General features: G+C 45.0%; 16 protein-coding genes. 1 reads left to right on the top strand and 15 read right to left on the bottom strand.

Features of this window, described 5'->3' with window-relative positions; translation table 11 throughout:
- Positions 1–3: 3 nt before the first annotated feature.
- From D5281_RS10615 to D5281_RS10555, 13 genes are all read right to left on the bottom strand, one after another.
- Entirely contained in the window at positions 4–669 is a 666-nt protein-coding gene (locus tag D5281_RS10615; RefSeq protein ID WP_160560133.1) for an NAD(P)H-dependent oxidoreductase, read from the bottom strand.
- A gap of 79 nt (positions 670–748) precedes the next feature.
- Entirely contained in the window at positions 749–2,200 is a 1,452-nt protein-coding gene (locus D5281_RS10610) for a DUF6034 family protein (protein WP_160560132.1), read from the bottom strand.
- A gap of 117 nt (positions 2,201–2,317) precedes the next feature.
- Positions 2,318–3,694, bottom strand: a complete 1,377-nt coding sequence (locus D5281_RS10605) for a sensor histidine kinase (RefSeq protein WP_160560131.1) — start codon at positions 3,692–3,694, stop codon at positions 2,318–2,320.
- A gap of 52 nt (positions 3,695–3,746) precedes the next feature.
- Complete coding sequence (locus D5281_RS10600; RefSeq protein WP_277935295.1) at positions 3,747–4,442, bottom strand: winged helix-turn-helix domain-containing protein; 696 nt, start codon at positions 4,440–4,442, stop codon at positions 3,747–3,749.
- 281 nt (positions 4,443–4,723) lie between these two features.
- Entirely contained in the window at positions 4,724–5,782 is a 1,059-nt protein-coding gene (locus D5281_RS10595; protein ID WP_160560129.1) for a type IV pilus twitching motility protein PilT, read from the bottom strand.
- A gap of 99 nt (positions 5,783–5,881) precedes the next feature.
- Positions 5,882–6,289, bottom strand: coding sequence for a hypothetical protein (locus D5281_RS10590; protein WP_160560128.1), 408 nt, complete (start codon positions 6,287–6,289; stop codon positions 5,882–5,884).
- The gene (locus D5281_RS10585) at positions 6,282–6,740 is read right to left on the bottom strand and encodes a hypothetical protein (RefSeq protein ID WP_160560127.1); all 459 of its coding nucleotides are present in this window, start codon (positions 6,738–6,740) and stop codon (positions 6,282–6,284) included. Before D5281_RS10585 ends, D5281_RS10590 begins: the two co-directional genes overlap by 8 nt.
- Positions 6,737–7,216 (bottom strand): DUF4860 domain-containing protein, encoded by a 480-nt coding sequence (locus D5281_RS10580; protein WP_160560126.1) that lies wholly within the window; start codon positions 7,214–7,216, stop codon positions 6,737–6,739. Before D5281_RS10580 ends, D5281_RS10585 begins: the two co-directional genes overlap by 4 nt.
- Positions 7,213–7,533: a hypothetical protein gene (locus D5281_RS10575; RefSeq protein WP_330584942.1), complete on the bottom strand. Its 321-nt coding sequence runs from the start codon at positions 7,531–7,533 to the stop codon at positions 7,213–7,215. The genes D5281_RS10580 and D5281_RS10575 overlap by 4 nt, the downstream gene beginning before the upstream one ends.
- Before the next feature lie 88 nt (positions 7,534–7,621).
- Positions 7,622–8,662, bottom strand: coding sequence for a type II secretion system F family protein (locus D5281_RS10570; protein ID WP_160560125.1), 1,041 nt, complete (start codon positions 8,660–8,662; stop codon positions 7,622–7,624).
- A 56-nt stretch (positions 8,663–8,718) separates the two neighbouring features.
- Complete coding sequence (locus tag D5281_RS10565) at positions 8,719–9,633, bottom strand: transglutaminase-like domain-containing protein (RefSeq protein WP_160560124.1); 915 nt, start codon at positions 9,631–9,633, stop codon at positions 8,719–8,721.
- 355 nt (positions 9,634–9,988) lie between these two features.
- Entirely contained in the window at positions 9,989–12,652 is a 2,664-nt protein-coding gene (locus tag D5281_RS10560) for a valine--tRNA ligase (protein WP_160560123.1), read from the bottom strand.
- A 516-nt stretch (positions 12,653–13,168) separates the two neighbouring features.
- Entirely contained in the window at positions 13,169–14,320 is a 1,152-nt protein-coding gene (locus D5281_RS10555) for an MFS transporter (RefSeq protein ID WP_160560122.1), read from the bottom strand.
- Positions 14,321–14,560: 240 nt separating this feature from the next.
- Here D5281_RS10555 and D5281_RS10550 point away from each other — a divergent pair, with 240 nt between their 5' ends.
- On the top strand, positions 14,561–14,710 hold the full coding sequence (locus D5281_RS10550) for a hypothetical protein (RefSeq protein WP_160560121.1): 150 nt from the start codon (positions 14,561–14,563) through the stop codon (positions 14,708–14,710).
- Positions 14,711–14,913: 203 nt separating this feature from the next.
- Here the strand turns inward: D5281_RS10550 and D5281_RS10545 are convergent, their stop codons facing one another.
- Complete coding sequence (locus D5281_RS10545) at positions 14,914–15,795, bottom strand: aldose 1-epimerase family protein (protein WP_160560120.1); 882 nt, start codon at positions 15,793–15,795, stop codon at positions 14,914–14,916.
- Positions 15,796–15,816: 21 nt separating this feature from the next.
- On the bottom strand, positions 15,817–16,275 hold the full coding sequence (locus D5281_RS10540; RefSeq protein WP_330584941.1) for an HIT family protein: 459 nt from the start codon (positions 16,273–16,275) through the stop codon (positions 15,817–15,819).
- Between the last annotated feature and the right edge of the window lie 20 nt (positions 16,276–16,295).

The raw sequence follows: 16,295 nt of genomic DNA, 5'->3' as shown, positions 1-16,295 counted from the left end.
TCCTTAACAAATTGCATGCAGCGACTTGGAGGTCTGCACAATGACCTCCACATATCTTCTGACAGACTCCTCCATCATTTTCCAGTCATGTTCTTTGACCAGGAGAGTCTCATTTCCTGTAGGTATATTTCTTACGGTAAGCGATATGCCGGTATTCCATTTTGAATTATAGGGTACTATTTTTAGCCCAAGGGCGCCCAGTATATTGCTAATCGTATCATTAACCATTATTTTGCAATCCTCAGGCGCCCATCTATCTCCTTTACCATAAGTAATGATACCTGCTAATTTCCCACACAGTTCGGATTGATCAATATAGTTTTCCCTTTCCTGCAAAAAAGTAAGCTGTTCCAATTTTTCAAAAAGCATGCACAGCTTTGCCGGTATGGGAATGCTTTGGGGTGACACAAAAAAGACATAATCCGCAAGGCATAGTTCCGCATAAATTTGGTTAAATTCTTTATCCTTTCCACATCTTAACCCCTCACGACATCCCCCACAGCCAACGCACGGGAAGAAGGTATAATTCCGCAGATTTAATATTTCGCAGGAAACTCCCTTTTTGTTTAATACAGCGAAAATCATTTTACAAATATAGTAAGAAATACTTTTCCCTTGTTCTTCCATTCTATTTGATGCCAAAATGCATATCGCTCTTTTGTCTTCCATTTTAATCCCCCATTCTTGCCGGCAACCCGCACAATCCGAACTGTTACTTGCGGAAGCCATTCTCTTTCTGCCGCGCCCTTTAATATCCTAAATCTCTGTCAATAATTGTGCCATCTATAGCATTAATCGTAAGACAGCTGGTATAGGGGGCGTTATTTGTGTAAGTTTCACCATCATGATTGCATATCGTTTCGCTCCCAAAAAAATCCCACACCGGAATCATAGTTCCCTCCATAACATTTCCCTTGTCCATAACCCTCATATACCCCAGATGCACCTCGTCAATCTCAAGAGACAACTCTACGTCAGAAGCTTCAAGAAAATCATCATATTTCTTAAAAATCATCTCCTGAAAAATACCTTGAATATCGGAAAAAGGAATCAAAAATACCGTTTCATCAGACAATTTTTCTATACTATAAGGATTCGACCATTTAAAATCCGCAATTCCTTCCGTATCAAAAATAATATCAAGCTTTTCATAGGGCCATGAGGTGTCAGCGTTATTTTCCATGGCAGTGCCTTCGCTGTTCGTATAGGTTACCGGTATCCCCTCCAGTGTTCTCGTAAAGTGGAGCCCATACCCGTCCTGGTTATACTCCGACAGGGCCTCTAATTCTTCGTTCCATGCATAAGTTCGAAAAAATTCATCACCTGCCGCTGTAAATTCCGTAAAACCCATGTCCGCCATCATCTTTTCCGCCTCGTCTTTCAGCTCCTTTATGGGAAATTGTTCCACATCCACACCAGTCTCGTCTCCCGCGACAACAGGCGTAAAGTTTCCCTTTGACCTTTCCGCACTTACCTCAAAGGTAATCCAACGCCAGTCATCCCTCAGATTATTATCAACCGAAACCAAATAATTTTCTCCATCCACCGTAGCGTATCCTGAAAGCCTATTTTCCTCTGAATACTCTTCACCAGGACTATATGAAACAACTGACGGAACATCTATTATAATTGCCTCCTCTGGTGCACCCTCTCTAAGCGCCTCCCATTCCCTGATTACCTCGTCATAGTCTACATTCTTACCCGTATTTTCATACTTTCCGCCATTGGCTTTATTGGCTTCAAAATTCGCAATCGCTTCATCTATTTCCTCCCTTGTAAATCCATGGGATTTTTCCATCTGCTCATAATCCCGATCCCAGAGCGTTGCGCCCTTCAATATAGTTTGACTAATTCGGTCGTAATCCTCCTGGGTATAAGTTCTGGCAGTCACCTGAAAGGTTTTAAACCCCTCCCCTTTCGGAACGATAACAGGAGCGTTCACTTTTACGCTGATCGTATCACTGTTTTCCTCCCACACATAAGTTTCCGGTGCCTGGACCTGCTGAGCAATTCCTTCTCCATTCTCGTCCGTGCCTTCCACTCCTTCCTCCTGTCCGCCCAAATCTCCTGCATCTTCTGCTTCTTCCTCCTGTTTAGGCGTAACAATTTCTTCCTCTGTCTGTACATTGTCATTACAGCCTGAAACCAACAGCGCTGTCATTACTGCAATGAAAAATATCATTCCCTTCCTTGCTTTCACTTTCATCCTCTCCTTTCTTCCACTGGAATGTTGAAAGTATACTGCTCTATCCCGTAAAAGGTATACAACAAATTGTAAACATTTTATAAATGCTCCTCTTCAAACAAAAATTTTCTTTCAAAATATAATGGAAACGTTTGTGCCTTTTCCCACTTCACTTTCTATCACCAGCTTCGCTTCATGAAGCTCCGCAATCATGCTGCAAAGGGCAAGTCCAAGTCCACATCCCCCGGCTTTGCGGCTTCTTGCTTTATCCACCATATAGAAGGCTTCTGTTACCCGCTTAATTTCATCTGCCGGGATTCCGCATCCTTGATCTCTTACGGTAATCCGATTATCCTGCCCCGTAAGGAAAATAACCGTTCCTTCACTGCTGGCCTTTATCCCATTATCAATCAGGTTTACCAGCAGACTCTCAAACAAATCCCTGTCAATCTGTCTGCTGCCCATGGTACAGAAAGATTCCAGTCTGATTCCCTTTTGCTTTAGATTATATTCCTCCAGGCTTACCACCTGCTCAAATAATTCCTTCATGGATACTTCTTCCATACAAATACTGTCATTGTCATATAACCCCATTAAGCTCATCAGCTTACTGCTAAGCCGCTCTAACCGCCTGCATTCCTTGTAGATGTGCCATAAAGCTCTTTCCTGCTGCTCTTTTTTTAAATTTACATTGCGTAAGGTATCTGAATAACCGATAATTGAAGTCATGGGGGTTTTTAATTCATGCGTCAGGCTTCCCAACATCTGCCTGCGCCTTTCCGATACTTGGGAAAGCTCCGTAACCTGCGCTTCAATGCGGCCTGCCATGCTGTTAAACGCTTCGGCCATTGCTCCGATTTCATCCTTTGTACGCACATTGGCCCTTCTGGTTAAATTTCCTTCGCTAATCTCCTTCGCGGCCTTTTGTAACTCACGCAGCGGGCGCATGATTCTTTTTGTGAGCAAAAAGATTAATACCACGGAAATCACCGAAGCGCCTAAAATAAAGGTCAAACTAAAATAAACCTGTTTACGGATATCCCCATAAAGCTCTGATATATCCTGCACAAGTACCAATTTATATTCCACTTTTCCAACTACCGGCACTTTCTTGCCCGAAATCAAAATGTATTGCTCTCCTCTGCTTTGAATGATACTGCAAATCTCCGCACCTCCCCATCTTTCATCCTCCGGATTTGTCAGCTCAAATGGCGTCAGGTTACATACTACCTGATCATCTTCAATCAAAATATACTCTGAGGCGCCATATTTTTTTATTACGAAATTGATATAGGAATTTCGGGTAACTCCACTATAGCCCTGTAAAAGGCCGCTTTCCAAATCTTTTCCAATCGCATAAGCGATTGACTTAAGCTGCCGTTCACTGCTTTCGATTGTTTTTCTCTGGTTGTATTCCATGGAGCGGTAAATAACCGCAGCTCCTGATGCCAGCGTTGCCGCCGACAATATTGTTACTGTTACCATGGATAATTTTTTCCATAGTTTCATTTGTGCTCCTCCATGTGAAACTCTTTTTCACAGACACACAGGCCAAAGCTATCTAGTCCAAATCCTCCAGACGGTACCCTGTCTTCGAAATGGTGCGAATCACATCATGAAAATCCAGTTTTTTCCGAAGCTGTCCAATATGCACATCCACCGTTCTGGTTTCTCCCATATAGTCACATCCCCAAATTCTATTCAGCAGTTCTTCCCTCGAAAAGGCCACGTTTTTACTCCCTGCCAGTGTTACCAAAAGTTCATATTCCATTGGTTTTAAAGACACTTTTTCTCCGCCTTTGGTTACACTATGCTCCAGTAAATCAATGACAACATCCCTGACCTGTATTTTCGCCCGTCCACGTCCCGTTCTCTTTAATACCTTTTCCATACGGACCAAAAGCTCCAACACCTCAAAGGGTTTTACGATGTAATCCTCCGCTCCGGCCTTAAGTCCGTGTACCTTGGAAACCACATCGTCTTTGGCTGTCAGATAAATGACCGGAATTTCTTCCTTCTGCAAATCCTCCATAAGTGCAAAGCCGTCTTTTCCGGGCAGCATCACATCCACCAATGCCAGGGCAATCTCCTCATGCTCCGGATCCCTTAAAAAGGCTTCCGCCGCTGCTCCATCCATAATCGCCACGATTTTATACCCTGCCGCTTCAAGATTCATACAAATCAACTCTGAAATCGAACTATCATCCTCTATCACCAGTATTTTTGCGTTTGTTCTTATAAACTCATTTGTTTTCAAAACACATCCCCCCCATTTAACACCAATCTTATCACAAAAAACATGCAAAAAAAGCATCAAAATGTAAACAAATGTAACTGTCCCTTACTTTTCACGGGTCAGGAATGCGCATTTACTGCGCATTCCGTGAGAACGTGATTCAGGTGTGAGGGGCGATTTTTGCGGTTTCAGAATGCGTACAGGCTCATATTTTGTAGAACATGATTCGATAACAACTCATGATCAAAAGGGCCGCTTGCAAAGCAAGCGGCTCGATCTAATTTTAAAAAACATATTGATTTTTAACCTAAACGTCTGGCAATCTGCTCCGGGTGCTCTGAAAACCTCAGGGCTGTCTCCTTGGAAATCCTTCCCTGCTGATACAACCCCAGGATGGACTGATCCATCGAAATCATTCCTTCCCCTCCACCGGCAGCAATTGCATTATCAACCTGATGACTTTTATTTTCCCTGATTAGGCTGCGGATTGCATTGTTCATATGCATAATCTCATAAGCCGGCACCAAATCTCCATCTATACCAGGTAAAAGCTGTTGTGAGACTACGGTATGTAATACCATACTCAGCTGAACACGAACCTGCGCCTGCTGTCCTGCCGGGAACGTATCTACGATACGGTCAATGGTATTTACCGCACCGTTCGTATGCAGTGTGGCAATCAAAAGATGTCCCGTCTCCGATGCGGTAAGGGCCGTACGGATTGTTTCATGGTCACGCATTTCTCCAAGCAAAATCACATCGGGAGCCTGTCTTAAACAAGCACGCAGGGCTGTCAGATAATTCTCCGAGTCAATCGCCACTTCTCTCTGGCTGACAATACTTTTCTGATTTTTATGAAGAAATTCTATCGGATCCTCCAATGTAATAATATGGCATCCCCTGGTGCGGTTAATCCTGTCAATGATACATGCCTGCGTGGTGGATTTTCCGCTGCCTGCGGTACCTGTCACCAAAATCATTCCGTGGGTAACATCCGCCAAATCCATAACCCTTTCCGGAATATTTAATTCCCTAAAGTCCGGAATATCAAACACTACCACACGGATTACAACAGCCATAGAGCCTCTCTGGCGATAGGCGTTCACTCTGAATCTGGCAAGTCCCGGCAAAGAAAGGGAAAAGTCATCATCCCCCCGCTGCAAAAAAACCTCTATAGGACGATTCGCTCTCACATAAAGCTCCGTAATAAGCCGCTCTGACTCCTGCGGCGTCATCATATCCTCACTGATGGGCTGCATAGTATTCTCTACCTTTTCTGTAACCCGGCCGCCGGCCACAATAAATAAATCAGACGCCCCATCGTCCACTGCACGCTTTAAATAATCTTTTAATTCAGCCATCTATAACCTCCAACTACAATTTATCTTGGCTCTTTTACTTATATTACGTTTATTTGATATTCTTATTTTGCAAATATTATCTTTATAATTGCATCGTTTTTAAAAATCCGACCCGCCATCCCACACATTTAAGCCATCTTCCAAAGTAACCGCCTGATTAGAAACTGCCTGCCATCGCAGAATCGTATAGTCAGTTCCCTTAAGGCGTACTTCAACCATCAAATCCTGTGTCTCAGAAATCGGGCAGCTATATGAATAAACATCACCTGCTGCCGCAACACCATCCGGTACTGTTCCAATTCGCAGCAAGGCTAATATATTCATCGCCTCACAATCCGCCTCATAATAATCCCTCACCGCATCAATAGACGCATCCATCAGACGCCCGTTGGCCTGCACAGTGGCAAGGCTCAGCAGTGCAAACACTGTCAGGCAAAGGACTGCAAAAGATACAAGTAAAGAGATACCTCCCGTTGCCGGTGGGAAAAACCTTCTTTTATCATTCATTGATATCCTCCTCAATCCATGCCACTTCTATTGCAAACAGGAGCCCGGACTTTGCGTCATCACCTGCCATGCTGTTATTATCAAACACCTGTACCGATGCCTTCTGCAAACCGGGAATATCTGTAGGAATACCGGCAGCTTCCAAATAAAAGGAGCCTTCTTTCTCTGTCACAGCCCAATCATCATCATAGGAAATGCGTATCTTCCCATCCTTCGGCACCGTTCCTAATAATTCTCCTGCTCCGGCTAATGCATGTTCTAAATCTCCGCCGCAATGCTGAATCGCTTCCGCTGTATTTTGAGCCTCCAAAGCCGCCTTGCTTCTGTTTCCATTCTTGAAAGATATGGCATCTGACTTTACAAATGCCTGAAGACAAAGGGCGGACGCTAAGGCAAATACCAGCAGCATCACCATCTGCTCCATCAATGCCAAGGGCGCTTTGCTCCTCATACAGCCACCTCCCCTTCGCCGTACAATGACAGCATCAATTCTTCTGTTTCTCCTTCTTGGTCCGTAATGGTGATAAACAACATCCCATCCTCAAGGGAAAAAGAAAGGCCGCCTGCTTCCATGACCTTTTCCCCGGCCTGCGGGCCTAAAGCGGAATTTTTTTCAGAGTATAACTCCATCAGATAACCATCATAATAATAAACACGGGTAACATAATTTCCATCAGGAAACACCAATGCATCTCCTTCACCAAAATCTTCTATCTCTATTGCGTGGGCATCCTGCACCTGACGTACTTTAACTGCCACATACTGTGCACATGTACGGTTCTCATAGAACACATTGTTTCGGAAAGTAAGCCGCCGATATGCATTCGCACCGGTAAACAGCACTGCCATCAGGCACGCTGCAAAAACACCAAACAGCAAAAGAGCTATTAACCCATCTAAATGATATTCCATTGTTCTTTTTTTCATGGTTTGTTCTCCAATACTGTAATATCCGGCATCAGGTTTTGGGCAAAGAGATTATAATATACCGTATATTTTTCTTCATCCACATGAACACCGTAATGGTTTTTCAAATATTCCAAATCTGAAGGATAAGTCCCTTCTGCGGCATAACAGGCCACACAGCTCCGGCGTAAAACATCCTCAAGCTGCGCCATCTCCTCTGACTCCCTCCCCGCCTCAAGGCTATTTAACGCAACTGCAAAGAAAAGCAGCACAGCTATCACCACACAAGGAAGAAGCAGTGCACGTAGAAGGCTTCCTATTGTTCTTTTTTTTCTCACTATTAATCCTCCATGACTCCAATCGCTCACAAATCAGTACGGAGAATGCCCGCCCTTTAGGGCGTTTTCAAGGCATTCTTTCTTCCTACTAACCTATAGCCGCCATGATATGCATCAAGGGCAGCATTACGGACAACAAAATAAGTCCTACAAGTACGGAACATACTAAAACCAGGGCAGGCTCCACCCGGCCCACTGCATCTTCCAAAGCAGCCTCACTGGCCTCTGACATATCTCTGGCAATTTTTTCCATAGCAGTATCCCCTGATCCGCTCTTAAATCCAAGCTCTAACAAACGGCAGGAAGCACCCGGCAATAACCCGCTTTCCTTTAAAGCATTACCCAATTTCTCTCCCTGCTCCAGGCGTTTTCTGCAGTCTGCACATCGATTTACAGCATCCGGTACATCCTCCAGCAGTTTTGCTGCCAGAGAAATAGCTTCCTCCGTAGCCAGACCACTTGTCATACCCATAGAAACAGCCTGGGCTATACGGGCGGTATTCATTTTCTTGGAAAGGCCGCTATCCCCATGTGTTTTACGCCACATCCCCATCAGTTTTTCACGGAAATTCTCCGACACTGCAAGGGCTGCAAAAAATACCACAACCAACGCCATAAGTACCCATAAAACCGGCATAATCTTATCCAGCCAGCGCCCCAAAGTAAGAAGTCCTCCTGCAACACCGGAAAGCCTTCCTCCCAAAGATCTGTATACATCATCAAAAATAGGCAGTACTTTTACCAGCAGCACACCAATCACCAATAACATCAAAAGCAGCATAACTGCCGGATACAAAAGAGAGCTGCGAATACGCCTGTCTAAGCGGACTCTGTACTCATAATACCGTGAAAGAGCGCTAAGCGCTTCCACACTGCGGCCTACCTGCTCTCCCACTTCCAACAGTCCTGAAACATAAACAGGAAACCTGCCGGTATTTTTAAAAGCCGTTGAAAGAGAGGCGCCCTGGTCTACTTCATCCGCCATAGCCTCCAAAAGCTCCTTATACTCCGGATCACTGTCCTCCAAAAGCAAGGCCAGCGCATCCCCTGCTCCTACACCTGCCTGAAGCAGTAAGGAAAGCTCCAGACAAAGGGAAGATATTCCCTCATGTGAAATCATTCTCTTCATTTTTTACCCTCCGCGTACCGCAAGTCATACCTGCAATACCGTATTAATAGATATTTTTAATACAAATACTTCACTGTGTAATTGCTTCCATCACCAATATATTTCATGATATCCGCACTTCCACCACTAGCAGACGCAAAAGTAGGATCCATCCGATGCCATGTAGTCCCATCAAAGTAGATCACATCGTTCAGCCATCCTGCTTCTTCCGTCCACACGCTAATCCACGCATGATATGCTGTTCCTGCATACCCCACCACCAGTCTACATGGAATACCCTGACTGCGCAGCATACCTGTCATAAGGGCTGCATAGTCAAAACAGATTCCTTTTTTGGAAGCAAGCACGCTGTCTAGCACCGGAAGATAACCGCTGCGGACCGTAGCCGCCTTGTTCGTATCATACGTAATATTTCCTGTTACAAAATCGTATACCTTAACAATTTTCTTGAGGATATCTTTTTCTCCGCCTATCAGCTCTGCCGCCTTGGCCACAGAAGAAGGCGCATTGGCATAATCAACATACTGATTCGGACGGAGGAATGGCGCAAGCTCACTGCTTAATGTCACCTGGAAAGAACCGGAAAGCATGGTAGCGTACTTAGAGCCTTCCACATTTTCAAAGACCGTTACTTTATACCCTCCGTTTCCGTCTGACAGGGGAAATGTAGTCCATACCCCGGCCGGCAGATCATAAGTATAAGTAGTCTTCGGACCAGTTACCTGCACCTTCAGACGTTTGCTGGTGGAAGCCGTATAATCCACCATTATATACCCGTCCGCCGTGTTTGAATAATCAATCACTGCATACTCATTTTTAGCTACCTGGGTGCCAGAAGCTGTGGGCATCGCTGCCGCAAAAGAAATCTTCGCACTTCCAATTCCATCCGTGAAGGCCGACACATGCCCTGCGCAGCTATTCCACAGCAATGCCGATGCCAAGAATGCAGTAATCCATCTTCTTTTCCCCATTCATCTACACCTTCCTTTCTTTTCACATTCGGGCATTTTATATGCCTTTTGGGTTCTAAACTCTATCACAAACAATGAAATCCGCTCTTGTAGAAATTATCCTTTGTTTCAAGTCAAACTATATGCCCATTAACTTCTATATATTCATTTTTCAAACACACCATATCATGAAAAATGCCGCATTTCAGGTATCCGTGATGAATCCACGCTCATTATAGCAATTTAATCCTTACTTTACAATATCATTTTCCGAATTGATTTAGAACAATCCGGCTCCTTAGACCATGGCCCAGACCTGCACAGGCGCTGTCAAAGGAGCCGTCATGCTGTCATATCCTATATTTCCCTGCTTATTTTATGCCTGCCCCTTAAGCTGCGTGAGTCTTTCCTTCACTTGCTCCATCATGTTGGTATATTTTTCCAGCTTTGCCCGCTCCTCGGCAATCTTAGCCTCAGGCGCTTTGGACATAAATTTTTCATTGTTTAACATTCCGTTTACACGTGCAAGTTCTCCGGTAAGACGTTTCTCCTCCTTCTGTAAACGCTCTATTTCCTGCTTAATGTCAACCAATTCTGCAAAAGGAATATAGACGGCGGCACCTGCAATCACCACCGACACCGCGTCCTTTGCTATGCCTGCTTTATCCTTTTGAACGGTAACCTCCGAAGCGCCGGCTAAAGATGCGAAGAACAGCGCTCCTTCCGTAAAAGCCTTCAGGGCATCCTCATTTTCACTTACCACAAACATCTGGGCCTTCCTGCCGGGAGCCACATTCATTTCCGTGCGGATATTCCGGATGCCTCTTACCGCCTCCTTTATCATCTCAATGTCCTTTTCCTCCTGGTCAAAGCGCCATTGTTCCTGATACTCCGGCCATTGGGAAACCATGATGGATTCCTCCTGCGACTGTAAGGTACAGAAAATTTCCTCCGTGATAAAGGGCATATAAGGATGAAGAAGCTTTAATGCGTCAATCAATACCGTCTTTAAGGTCCAAAGGGCCGCTTTCTTTGTACCCTCGTCCGTTCCGTACAGACGGGATTTTACCATTTCAATATACCAGTCGCAAAATTCATCCCAAATAAAATCATAAACCTTCTGGACTGCAATCCCCAGCTCGAAGTTTTCCATATTGCTTGTAGCCTCACGGATCAGGGTATTGAGCTTTGAAAGAATCCACTTATCAACCGGCTCTAACTTAGGTTTTTCTTCCCCAACTCCCTCCTCTGGCATATTCATCATAATAAAGCGGGATGCATTCCAAATCTTGTTGGCAAAATTTCTGCTTGCCTCCACTCTTTCATAATAAAAACGCATATCATTGCCCGGCGCGTTTCCGGTAATCAGCGTAAGGCGCAGCGCATCCGCACCGTATTTGTCAATTATTTCCAGCGGGTCAATGCCATTGCCAAGAGATTTGCTCATCTTGCGCCCCTGGGCATCCCGAATCAGCCCATGGAACAGTACGGTTTTAAAAGGCTTTTCTCCCATATGCTCAAAGCCTGAAAAAATCATACGGATAACCCAGAAAAAGATAATATCATAACCTGTTACCAGCACATCCGTAGGATAAAAATACTTAAGGTCTTCCGTCTGCTGCGGCCATCCCAAAGTTGAGAACGGCCACAGGGCGGATGAAAACCATGTGTCTAACGTATCCGGGTCCTGGGTGAAATGCTCACATCCGCACTTAGGGCATTTATCCGGCATTTTGGCGCTTACCACGGTTTCACCGCACCCATCACAATAGTAAGCCGGAATCCTGTGTCCCCACCAGAGCTGTCTGGAAATACACCAGTCGCGGATATTGTCTGTCCAGTTAAAATAAGTCTTTTCCATACGCTTGGGAACCAGCCGGATATCTCCGCTTTTAACCGCACGGACCGCCGGCTTAATCAGATCTTCCATCTTCACAAACCACTGCTGCTTGATCATAGGCTCAATGGTGGTCTTGCACCGGTCATGGGTTCCTACATTGTGGGAATGATCCTCTATCTTAACCAAAAGCCCCATTTCATCCAGCTCTTTTACAATGGCTTTCCTGGCCTCATACCGATCCATGCCGCAGAATTTGCCGCCCATTTCGTTGATGGTCGCATCATCATTTAAGATATTGATTTCTGGAAGGTTGTGACGCTTTCCAACCTCAAAGTCGTTGGGGTCGTGAGCCGGGGTAATTTTAACCACACCGGTTCCAAATTCCATATCCACGTAAGAATCCGCAACTACGGGAATTTCCCTGTTAACAATAGGGAGCATCAGTTTCTTTCCTATGATATCCTTGTACCTGTCATCCTCCGGGTTGACCGCAACTGCGGTATCACCCAGCATCGTCTCCGGCCTGGTGGTGGCAAATTCCACAAATCTTGTCTGGCTTACGCTGCCGTCCTTTTCAATGACCGGATACTTAATATGCCAGAAATGCCCCGCCTGCTCCGTATACTCTACTTCCGCGTCTGAAATGGACGTGTTGCACACCGGACACCAATTGATGATACGGCTGCCCTTGTAAATCCAGCCTTTTTCGTGCATCCTGCAAAAGACCTCCGTTACCGCCTGATTGCATCCCTCATCCATGGTAAAGCGCTCCCTGTCCCAATCGCAGGAGGAACCCATCTTTTTCAGCTGGCTGATAATGCGCCCGCCATACTCCTTTTTCCAGTCCCAGGCACGCTCCAAAAAGCCCTCCCGTCCAAGGTCTTCCTTGCTCACACCTTCTTCCTTCAGCTTTTCGATGATCTTTACCTCCGTTGCAATGCTGGCATGGTCTGTACCCGGCTGCCAGAGCGCATTGTAACCCTGCATCCTCTTAAAACGAATCAAAATATCCTGCATGGTATTATCCAGGGCATGGCCCATGTGCAACTGTCCTGTGATATTTGGCGGCGGAATCACAATGGTAAACGGGGTTTTGGAATGATCCACCTCGGCATGAAAATATTTTTTGTCCATCCATTTTTGATAAATTCTGTCCTCAATTCCTTTGGGATCGTAGGTTTTTGCTAATTCTTTACTCATTTTTCCTCCATTTCCGTAAGGCAAGTCTGCTCATTGTAACAAACCCTGATGCGCTTCGCGGGCTGGCCTTACATAAAAAAGCCCCTTACAGACAATCTGCCTGTAAAGGGCGCATTCTCTTTAGAGACTACACGGTACCACCTTCGTTTATCACTCTGGGGCTGCTGACATCTGCAAATCATGACCGCCCGCATAACCTAAGCGGCGGCTGCTTGCGCCAAAAGCCCTATCCTGTAACGTGGATAAATACGTGAAAGCTTACTTATCATTTCAATGCCGGTCTTCTTACCTTACACCTACCATTGCAAATATGTTCGGCTCTCCGGTTCCAAAGCTACCTTCCGCATCCCTTTCCCAAAAAACCTTTCAGCGCCGTGGAGCGGATGGTAAATGCTCCATGGGGTTTTATCTCTGACAGGCAGGAAACGCGTACTCCTCTTCTTCATCACCTTTTCTGAATTTCAATTGATTTTATCTTAGTTGCACTTATTTTATTTGTCAAGCCCCTTTTAAAATTTACCAATGTGAAAAAACAATTCCCGCAAGGGGCGATGCCACAATCATAATCATTGAAAATGTAAAAGACTCAATAGAAATAAGCGTTGCTCTCTGCTCGGAGGGAAACATATCCTGTAAAATAGTGTTTGTCCTCACCTGAAGCGCATCATCGCTGCAGGCGGCAAGAAATCCGCCCAGCGTCATAAGAACATATACACCTGAGTGCTCCACCACCACCCCCAAAGCTACAAGCAAAGCCGTAAGGATGAACACGCTCCTGTATCTCAGCCCCTTGCATTTGAGTATGATTTTGGCTCCCAGCACACCACCCATTTCCATAAAAAACAGGGCAAAGCCAAGGGCCCACTCCGGCAGGCCGGCCTCCCGCAGCTTTGCCTGCAGGAAAAATAACAATAAAATATCCACGGCTCCAACCAATGAATTTGCAAGCATTAAGGCTATGGTTTTTCTCTTATTTTTTATAAAGGACAAGCTTTCTGAAAAGCAGTTTACAAATTCCCCTCCAATAGAGCCAATCACATTTTTATACGCTCCGCCTGCCGCAAGCTTTGCTTGTGGTACTGCCGCCAATTCGCCTTTTTTGTTATCCTTACCCGCATATACTTCCCGCAGCGGTATCAGGGTCCCTATCTGCATAGCGCACATGAAAACGTCCGCTCCGTACGCGGTTTTGTGCCCGATAAGCAGCGCAAATCCCGCACACAGGGTTGATACTCCTCCGCAAAAGCGGTAGAGAATCAGCTGGTTTGACGCGTACTTCTCATAATAGCTCTCTCTCCCCGCTAATTTAAGAGAATCGTAGGCAAGAGCGTCCCCTGAGCCAGAGGAAAAATTATAGCTCATGGCATAAAATGCAAGGGCGGCGCAAACCATGAATAAATTGCCGGAAAGTATCATGATAATATTGCCGATTATTTTCATAACCGTACTGACAATCAGCATGTTTTTCCTTCCAAACAAGTCCGCAAGAATCCCTGAAGGAATCTCAAACAGTAAGCTTGTAATGTGAAAAACCGTTTCGGCAAAGCCGATTTCCACAAGGCTGTACCCTCTGGCCGCCAGGATTGCCACCCACGCGCCGGTCAGTGATAAATTCCAGAGCGCAGTGGATAAATATAATCTTCTTATTTGTTTTTTGATATTTAGCATAATAAAATCTCCTTAACTTTTTATTGAATAATCGTTAAGGAGATAATACGCCAATTCTATCAGATTCGCGAAAAGACCATCCCGGACTTTACCAACTAGATAAGACCATACTCATGTCCGTCTGTCTGTTCTCTATCCAAATCTTCCTGAAAATGGGCGCACTATCCCCCTGAAGGGATAAAATAGCACCTTTTTGCAGTTGAAGATTTGTCATTTTCCAGCACATATATTCAGCCTCACATGAAATACTTTGTACTTGATTATACGGTAATTGGGGTAGAAAGTCAACTATTACTTTACGCCTACTCACAAAACCGCTATAATAAAGTTGTATCAATCAAGTCATCCATCGAAAAGGCGGTGAAAGGATGGCAGCAGATATGGGTATGACCAACAAACAATTTCAAGGTTTTATATGACTTGCTTTAGAATTAATTGACAAAGTTTTAACGAAATCGCCGGACAATGATGATCTGCAGAAATTAAAAGAAATTTTTCAGTCAATGTTGGAAGATGGCACCTGAAAATAATCAAATATCCATAACCGGTTTTCCCGGTTTCACAAAGCCGGGTGGCAGCTCTCTGCCCCCAGCTTACACATATATCTGGTAAGATGCTTTCCACACCTTCCCCGGCTCCAACAGATTTCCCCATTCCCTGCCTTTTAAATCTCCCTCATAACCTACCCGGTCACACCTGCCATACCAGGGTTCAATGCAGATAAAAGGGGCATTCCTTTTCGGCGGAGACCATACACCAAATAAGGGGGCCTCCATGGTCACCGTAAGGTAAGCGCTCCCATCCGGTTTACACAGGGCTACCTCCTTTGCCTGTTCGTTTTCAATCACCAGCGCATCCTTGTCAAATAAATGCTCCGTGATTGGCAGATAGCCATCCTTTAGAGGGTAAACGTCTTTTTCATCCGTATCTGTTGCAAGACCGTTTTCATTGATTCTGGTGCTCATTATTTTTTCCCTGGCATCAAACCGAATCAGATAATCCTCCCTTTCAGCACCCTCCTCAATGGGGCAGTAAAAAGCAGGATGTCCGCCAATAGAAAAGGGCAATTCCTCATCACTTTCATTCTCCACCTGCCAGCAGACCTCTACGCCGCAGTCAAGCAGCCGGTATCCCAATTTCAGCACAAATCCGTAAGGATATATTTCTCTTGTCTGTTGACTGTCTCTTAACACAAACCAGATTTCATCCTCTGTTTGAGAAAGCAGTTCAAATTCCATATCTCTTGCAAAACCGTGCTGGGTCATGGAATAGGTCTTTCCCTTGGTCCGAAACTCATTGCGGTCCGTCTTTCCCACAAAGGGAAACAAAACCGGCGATGACCTTCCCCAGAAAGCCGGATCTCCCTGCCATAAATATTCCGTTCCTGTCCCCGGTTTTCTAAGGGACTTTAGTTCCGCCCCCTTAGAATGGATCCGGATGGCAACTCCATCATTTTTTAGTTCATATACCGCCATAACGCCCTCCTTTTTCGTTTGTTATAATAGTTTGTCTAACTCTTTGTTCAATTTCACCTTCAATGTCTCTAATTCTTCGCCGGTGGGATTATATTTTTTATCCGTTAATTCCTTTCCAAGCTGCCAGACGGGGCCGGCTACAGGCATATCACCCTTTCTTCTCGGATGTATATGCCAATGCATATGTAACCCCCGTCCAACGCCCAAAAGGGAATAATTCAATTTATCCGGTAAAAATGCATGATATACGGCTTCTGATACCACTGCCATTTCATGCAGAAACTCGTCTCTGTAGTGGGGTTCTAATTCATGCAGCTCATATGCGTGCTGTTTACATAGGAACAAACTATATCCCTCTATCCTTTGCTGATCGCCTATTACAACATATCCCGTATGAAGCTCCCGGACAAAGTACGGATTCTTATTCTCTTTTATCAATGCGATTCTTTCACAGATTAAACAATTATCCATATTATCCATATTTTCCTCTATTCCAAAGC

The organism is Parablautia muri (genome assembly GCF_009917485.1).
Classification (GTDB): domain Bacteria; phylum Bacillota; class Clostridia; order Lachnospirales; family Lachnospiraceae; genus Suilimivivens; species Suilimivivens muri.
Note: the sequence above shows the minus strand (reverse complement) of the source record. Positions and strands in the feature narration are given on the sequence as shown.

Excerpts from the sequence above, each read along its gene's own strand:
- D5281_RS10615 (WP_160560133.1), bottom strand. The coding sequence starts at position 669 with ATGGAAGACAAAAGAGCGATATGCATTTTGGCATCAAATAGAATGGAA.
- D5281_RS10605 (WP_160560131.1), bottom strand. The coding sequence starts at position 3,694 with ATGAAACTATGGAAAAAATTATCCATGGTAACAGTAACAATATTGTCG.
- D5281_RS10595 (WP_160560129.1), bottom strand. The coding sequence starts at position 5,782 with ATGGCTGAATTAAAAGATTATTTAAAGCGTGCAGTGGACGATGGGGCG.
- D5281_RS10590 (WP_160560128.1), bottom strand. The coding sequence starts at position 6,289 with ATGAATGATAAAAGAAGGTTTTTCCCACCGGCAACGGGAGGTATCTCT.
- D5281_RS10585 (WP_160560127.1), bottom strand. The coding sequence starts at position 6,740 with ATGAGGAGCAAAGCGCCCTTGGCATTGATGGAGCAGATGGTGATGCTG.
- D5281_RS10580 (WP_160560126.1), bottom strand. The coding sequence starts at position 7,216 with ATGAAAAAAAGAACAATGGAATATCATTTAGATGGGTTAATAGCTCTT.
- D5281_RS10570 (WP_160560125.1), bottom strand. The coding sequence starts at position 8,662 with ATGAAGAGAATGATTTCACATGAGGGAATATCTTCCCTTTGTCTGGAG.
- D5281_RS10565 (WP_160560124.1), bottom strand. The coding sequence starts at position 9,633 with ATGGGGAAAAGAAGATGGATTACTGCATTCTTGGCATCGGCATTGCTG.
- D5281_RS10560 (WP_160560123.1), bottom strand. The coding sequence starts at position 12,652 with ATGAGTAAAGAATTAGCAAAAACCTACGATCCCAAAGGAATTGAGGAC.
- D5281_RS10555 (WP_160560122.1), bottom strand. The coding sequence starts at position 14,320 with ATGCTAAATATCAAAAAACAAATAAGAAGATTATATTTATCCACTGCG.
- D5281_RS10550 (WP_160560121.1), top strand. The coding sequence starts at position 14,561 with ATGAAATACTTTGTACTTGATTATACGGTAATTGGGGTAGAAAGTCAA.
- D5281_RS10545 (WP_160560120.1), bottom strand. The coding sequence starts at position 15,795 with ATGGCGGTATATGAACTAAAAAATGATGGAGTTGCCATCCGGATCCAT.
- D5281_RS10540 (WP_330584941.1), bottom strand. The coding sequence starts at position 16,275 with ATGGATAATATGGATAATTGTTTAATCTGTGAAAGAATCGCATTGATA.